Source organism: Enterovibrio norvegicus FF-33 (assembly GCF_000286835.2).
GTDB lineage: Bacteria > Pseudomonadota > Gammaproteobacteria > Enterobacterales > Vibrionaceae > Enterovibrio > Enterovibrio norvegicus_A.
Map to the genome: position 1 here is coordinate 1,283,787 of NZ_AJYD02000038.1, position 6,630 is coordinate 1,290,416.

The window sequence follows — 6,630 nt, forward strand, 5'->3', positions numbered from 1 at the left end:
TTATCCACCCTCCGCATGAATTAGCAATATGTGTTGGTACGCTCTGGACACAGAATTCGACAATCGGCGTGTTGGTTATTGACGACCGTTATGCATGAATAACACCTCATTCGCTGGTCTTGTTGGTGTTTAATTCACGGTGAAAGAATTTTTTAATAAAATATCAATGATATTCAATGTGATAGACGGGGAGCGTAAGATGGCGGTGACATGTAATTGGAAAGTCGAGCACATCCCATATATCATTTTTGCCTAGATTTTCTGTCAATATTAGTTCCTTATATGCCGTTTGAAATACGCCCCTTCCATCCAAGCGATTTGCCGTCGCTATATAAAATATGTTTGTTAACTGCTGACAATGGCAGAGATGCCACTTCGTTGTATGAAAACGATGAGTTGGTAGGTCATTTTTTTTCAGCTCCCTACGCAATACTTAATCCTGACATGTGTTTTGTAGCAACTTGTAACGGGCAACCTTGCGGCTATATCGTGAGTACCGCAAATTCAAAAATGTTCTCGGCGCGTTGCGAAGATGAGTGGCTACCAGTTTTGCGCGAGCGTTATCCGCTTGATCAATACAAAGGTCACTCTGCAAGTGATTGGGTGGTGGGTAAGATCCATCAGGGACATGCACCGCGCCCTGAATTTGATAGATATCCTGCTCATTTTCACATTAATTGTTTGCCAGAAACGCAAGGGTTTGGTTTGGGGAAAAAGTTGATGATGGCGTTGATAGAGCGTCTAACGGCTTCAAAAGTGTCAGGCGTTCATCTTGAGGTATCAACGGTGAATACAGGTGCAATCAAATTCTACGAAAAACTTGGGTTCCAACAGATTGCGACATTTGAACATTCTTTAGGGTATGGAATGTCGCTGAATCCGTAAAACGCTGAATGACATCGCGAGCTTTTAGGCTGCAGAGTATGAAATTCTCGAATGTCTGAGAAACAAAAAAGGCCGATTTCTCGGCCTTTTGATTGTGTGTTTTATAAGAAATTTTGCGTTACGCAGGCTTCAATTCGTCTTGGTTTTCTTCTTCTAGACGCTTACGTTCGCGCATTAGATCATCGAAAACCAGACGTGCTTGTTGTGCAGACTCAGACGCTTGTAGCTTATGCTCTTTGGCTGCCATGGCCTCGTCTGTTAAGCGTTGGATTTCGACCAACTGCTCTTGAGGCGCATCGCCCAGTTCCATGCCTGACTCACCTTTAGAGAGAGCCGTTGCACGGATCTCTTTCTTCAGATTCCAAATAGCATTCAGTTTTTCACGCTCTTCTTCCGCCGCAGCAACGGCTTCGTCTTTCATGCGTTCAAACTGCGCCATTGCCATGCCTTCTTTTGACCAAGGGTCAACGTCTGGGAATTCTTCAATGTTGATAACAGGGTCGATGTAACCTTCTTGGTGAGCAAGGTCGAGCGTTGCTGCTTTTACACCCGAAATCATCAGCATGACCGCGATAACCAACAGAGGTAAACCACCAACGATAGCCGCGGTTTGCAGTGTTGCTAGGCCACCCATGAACATTAGCACTGAAGGCATGAATGACAGGGTAAATGCCCAGAACAAACGGTTCCAACGCATTGGGTCTTCGGTGACGTTATTCTGAACCACAGAGGCCAGAATGAACGAGATAGAATCAAACGTTGTTGCGGTAAAGATGATACATAGCAGGGTGAATACTGCGATAACCACGGTGCTCATCGGCAGAGTTTCAAGGATCGAGAAAATGGCGCGAGTCGGGCCTTCACTGTTCAATATACTCACAACATCGAGTTGACCAGAAAGCTGCAACGACAGCCCATAGTTACCCAAGATCATGAAGTACAGCGCACAGCCGAGTGAGCCGAAGAAGATAGAGCCTGACACCATTTGCTTAATAGTACGGCCGCGAGAAATACGCGCAACGAACAAGCCCATGCTTGGGGCAAATACTAGCCACCACGCCCAGTAGAAGATGGTCCAATCTTGTGGGAAGTGGGTGTCTTCGAACGTGCCGTAACCACCAAATGGTTCTGCCCATGTCGCCATCACGAAGAAGTTAGACAGCATACGACCGATGGAATCTAGGCCCGTTTCCAGCATGAACAAGGTTGGGCCAGCGAACAATACGAACGCAAGCAGACCAAGTGCACCCCAGAAGTTGATGTTACTCAGTACCTTGATGCCTTCATCCATGCCTTTGTAAGACGAGTAAGCGAACAGCGCGGTACATAGTAACAACACACCGATTTGTGAGGTGGTTGAAGTAGGAATGCCGAATAGGTAGCTAATACCTTCGTTAATCAACGGAGCAGCAAGACCCAGAGTGGTCGCTGCGCCGCCAAGTAAACCAAAGATAAACAGAATATCGATGAATTTCCCCGTTTTACCTTGGCTGCGTGCTTCGCCAATCACCGGCATCAAAGCGGCAGACACTTTCAATACTGGCTGCTTACGCACATAGAAGAAGTAGGCAATTGGAATGGCAGGGATCAGATAGATTGACCATGCGATTGGGCCCCAGTGGAAAATACCGTAAGTGGCCGCCCATCGAACGGCTTCTTCACTGCCAGCTTCCAGTTGAAATGGCGGATTTTGGTAGTAATACGCCCATTCTATGGTACCCCAGTAAAGGATACTTGCGCCGATACCGCCACAGAACAACATGGCAGCCCATGAACCGGTTGCGAACTCTGGTTCTTCGTCAGCATCACCGAGTTTGATTTGGCCAATATCACTGAACACGATATAGATCATGAAAAAGAACGCGGCGATACCCAATGATAGGTAAAGAAAACCGAGCTTGTCGGTCATGAAGGTTTTTGCAATTGCTATCCATTCAGCACCCTGAGTAGGCCAAATAAGTAGCGGAACGATGACAGAAAAGAGTAGCCCCAACGCACCAAAAAATGTTGGCTTGTCGATAAGCTGAAAGTGGCGTCCCATACGTGGTAGATCTCCATTAATACGTAATCCGTCGAGATTGTGCTGTTTATGGCGCAGGGCAGCAATTCACACTCTTTGTGTTAACGAGCAAATAACTTCATCGCAATAACAAGGTGAATGGATGATTGGAATAATATTTTACTGACGAATGCTATTGAGGGCGGCTTTCTATTGAAATTCACATAAAGTAGGGGAATTAAAAGGTTTTTTTGAATTGAATGAAACTAGCCACATGGGGGAATAATAATGAAGACGTTTAGTCGTGTAATGAGATTTTTTTGAATTTAGTTGTGATTGTTTAGTGGTGATGTCCCCTAAACGACAAAGCCGTGTGCTTTAGTTATCTAAAGCACACGGCTATTGCTTGAAACTATAAATACTTAACGCGGTCGATAGCGTATTAGAACCACCTCGAATTTAAGCGATTTTTTCTGCCTGCATCAGACGGTACTGCACCATGTCTTCAATGGTTAACACGGGCATATCATGCTTCAGACCAAAAGCAATGATTTCTGGTGTTTTCGCCATGGTGCCATCTTCATTTTGTACTTCACACAGAACGCCTGCTGGCGATAAGCCGGCCATTTGCATCAGATCAATTGTACCTTCAGTGTGACCACGTCGAGTCAGCACGCCGCCATTACGGGCACGAAGCGGGAATACGTGACCAGGACGTGCAAGATCAGAAGGTTGTGCATCAGGGTTGGAAGCGGTCTTGATTGTGGTCACGCGATCTGCCGCAGACACGCCTGTAGTCACACCGATTTTGGCTTCAATGGAAACAGTAAATGCGGTTTGGTTGGCGCTGTTGTTGTCTTCCACCATCGGTTTGAGTTCGAGCTTGTCTGCTTGTGCTTCTGGCAGGCAAAGACAAACAATACCGCTGCATTCGCGGATCATGAGCGCCATTTGTTGGTTTGTTAGGTGGTCGACCGAATAGATAATGTCACCTTCGTTTTCACGATCTTCATCATCGAGAAGCAGTACGCCTTTACCTTGACGAAGCGCCTTAAGGGCTGCGTCAACGCGTTCAAACGGGGTGCCAAATTGAGCAAGTAACGAGGTGTGAGTCTGATTCATGGTAACTCCTAGGTTAAATACCAGAATCAGGGCATAGATGAGCAGTGGTCGCCAATAGCCGCCACATACAATCCACCTAAACATGCGCGCGTGTAAGCCGCCGTGTTACGGGTGCATTTTTATCATCCTCTTTCATCCGGACTGTAACCGTCGGCCTTGGCATCTCACCAAGTCTGCTGACCCCGAACTCAGTTCGGGCGCTCGCGGGCTCACCTTTGCTTTGCATTGCTTTGCATCGGTATACCGCCGGTGGGGAATTGCGCCCCGCCCTGAGAATAATTGTTGATTGTGATGCTCCAATGATGGAGCCATTGAATATTACTGCGTTTTCAATCAAAAAGGGAAGAGCAGCGCGATTGATTGGGTAATTAATCGGCAATAGTGAAGGTTTTTCTATCGCTAGGTCATGGTTGCTAACCTTTTTGAATCTAAACGTGGTGATCCAAACAGCTTAGACATAAGTATCAATAAGTTAGCATTTACAGTGAGCATCAGTTGATACCATGGAAACCATTTTAAATATTGTGCGTGATTACGGCCTGCTGAGTTACGCCATCCTCTTCTTGTACTGTGGCTTGAAAAGCGGATCTTTGCCGCTGTTTGCTGGTATTGCCGCCCATTTTGGCGCGTTGAACGTCGCATTGGTCGCGACAGTGGTTTTCGCTGGTGGCTATCTAGGTGATGAATTGCGTTTCTACGTGGGCAGAAAATATGGCGTTGCGAAGCTCTCTTCGAACCCGAGATATCGACAATCGGTAATCACCGCCAAGCTGCTGCTAGATCGTTATGGCAAAGCCTATATCTTCCTTTATCGCTATCCCAAAGGCATGCGAACCATAGGTGCCTTGCCAGTGGCATTAAGTGATATGCGCTGGCCTGTTTTCACTGCATTGAATTTTGCGTCGGCAATGACGTGGACGTTTGCTCTCGTTGGCACCGGCTATCTGTTTGGCTCGGCACTTGAACACACAGTGGGGGATAACTGGGGGCTATTCAGTGTGGGACTGCTTGCTACGTTTTCGTTAATGACTTATCTCGCTTGGCGGCGCGTGAGTGCATTGGCGAAAGAAGCGCCAAGGGTTGAATCAACGACGTTAGCCACTAGGCTTTAGACATATTTAAAACAGGTCAGCTTGTCGCTGTCATTGCAGAAATCTTGCCAATGCTACTCACGGAATTATTTTCTTCGCCCACGCTTTAAATACTCAATGACAGTGTGGCGAAAGCATGAAGAAACAACCGAAAGCACTCAGGGCAATTGCCTTGTTGGAAGCATCAAAAGGTGCGCTGGCGATCATCGTGGGTTTGTCCCTTCATGAACTTGGCGGGCGGGAAATACAGTCTCTGTTTGAAGAGTTAGTGCAGCATCTGCATTTGAATCCTGCAAGTGAATATCCCAGTGTGATCCATCATGCGATTGCCAAAATCAACGACAAAAACATCACCATTATTGCACTGGGTTCATTGCTGTACGCTTCAGTGCGGTTCGTCGAAGCCTTCGGCTTATGGCGTGGATACGCGTGGACAGAATGGTTCGCGCTCGCGAGTGGTGCTATCTATTTGCCGTTTGAGATCTATGGTGTGGTCACTCAAGGCAAGCTGTTAGATTGGTTGGCATTAGTGATCAATCTTGTTGTGATCGGTTACATGGCATTGTTGATACAGCGGCGGCGCAAAGAAAAAAGTGCCGGGCATTTGTCATAATCCGAACCCCCGTTTTTAGCGACTTTGGTTCGTTTCTGTTTTGTTACCCGCTTCATCTTCTTCGCGACCATTTTCTGGCGGCGGCTCCGCTTTTTGTTTTGATAAAGCACGATGCAAAAGTTGGCTATAAAGCGGCTTGCCGCCCACCGCCTGCGCTGTCATGGTCGCGCCGAGCGACGTGATCAGCAGGGGCAAGATCAGCTCGTAATTGTGGGTGAGCTCAATCACCAATAAAATACCGGTAACAGGCGCTCTGACTGTCGCGGCAAACAACGCGCCCATGCCCGCCACCGCGAACATTCCCATCGTGATATCGAGATCAGGGAACAGCATGATGCACAATGCGCCAAAACAGGTACCGAACAATGTCCCCAGTGCCAGCATGGGCGCAAACACCCCACCGGGTGCGCCGGATGAAAAACACGCCAGCGTGGTAATGGCTCTCGCAAAAAACAGCATCAGTAACAGCGACAAAGAGAAAGTACCGGAGACGGCATCAGGGATAAGATTCGACCCTTCGCCTGTGAGTTTGGGAAGGAACAGAGCTAACAGGCCAAACACCGCACCCAGTGTTGCGCCAATGCCCACGAAGCGTTTTGTTTCATGGCGATGAAAGCGTTCGAAGCCATCCATTGACATGATCACAAGACGATTAAACAACACGCCGATAAAACCAAAGACCAAGCCTAACACCAAAAATAGCGCCAGTGATGCGAGTGGCACTTCATCATGGGCGGGAAGGGGGATCATTGCGCCTTGGCCAAGAAAAAATCGGTAAGTAATGGTCGCCATGATGGCGGCAATCATGACTGCTTTGATGGAAATAAGGTTGTATTTAAACTGCGGACGCATTTCCTCAATCACAAACATGATCGCCCCAACGCACCAAAAAATGTTGGCTTGTCGATAAGCTGAAAGTG

Annotated in this window: 6 protein-coding genes and 1 riboswitch; of the genes, 3 read left to right on the forward strand and 3 right to left on the reverse strand. The window is 47.5% G+C overall.

Annotated elements, in window-relative coordinates; all coding sequences use genetic code 11:
• Positions 1 to 216: 216 nt before the first annotated feature.
• Positions 217 to 885, forward strand: coding sequence for a GNAT family N-acetyltransferase (locus A1OO_RS13940; RefSeq protein WP_241819122.1), 669 nt, complete (start codon positions 217 to 219; stop codon positions 883 to 885).
• 118 nt (positions 886 to 1,003) lie between these two features.
• Here A1OO_RS13940 and A1OO_RS13945 read toward each other — a convergent pair whose 3' ends face one another.
• On the reverse strand, positions 1,004 to 2,926 hold the full coding sequence (locus A1OO_RS13945; RefSeq protein WP_017003375.1) for a BCCT family transporter: 1,923 nt from the start codon (positions 2,924 to 2,926) through the stop codon (positions 1,004 to 1,006).
• A 417-nt stretch (positions 2,927 to 3,343) separates the two neighbouring features.
• A complete protein-coding gene (ribB, locus tag A1OO_RS13950) occupies positions 3,344 to 4,006 on the reverse strand; it encodes a 3,4-dihydroxy-2-butanone-4-phosphate synthase (protein WP_017003376.1) in 663 nt (220 codons plus the stop codon).
• 120 nt (positions 4,007 to 4,126) lie between these two features.
• A riboswitch (FMN riboswitch) is annotated at positions 4,127 to 4,287 on the reverse strand.
• Positions 4,288 to 4,509: 222 nt separating this feature from the next.
• Here ribB and A1OO_RS13955 point away from each other — a divergent pair.
• Complete coding sequence (locus A1OO_RS13955) at positions 4,510 to 5,118, forward strand: DedA family protein (protein WP_016961617.1); 609 nt, start codon at positions 4,510 to 4,512, stop codon at positions 5,116 to 5,118.
• Positions 5,119 to 5,233: 115 nt separating this feature from the next.
• On the forward strand, positions 5,234 to 5,710 hold the full coding sequence (locus tag A1OO_RS13960; protein ID WP_017003377.1) for a DUF2127 domain-containing protein: 477 nt from the start codon (positions 5,234 to 5,236) through the stop codon (positions 5,708 to 5,710).
• A 15-nt stretch (positions 5,711 to 5,725) separates the two neighbouring features.
• Here A1OO_RS13960 and clcA read toward each other — a convergent pair.
• The coding region (gene clcA / locus A1OO_RS23340) for a H(+)/Cl(-) exchange transporter ClcA (protein ID WP_017003378.1) at positions 5,726 to 6,630 on the reverse strand (905 nt) is incomplete at its 5' end.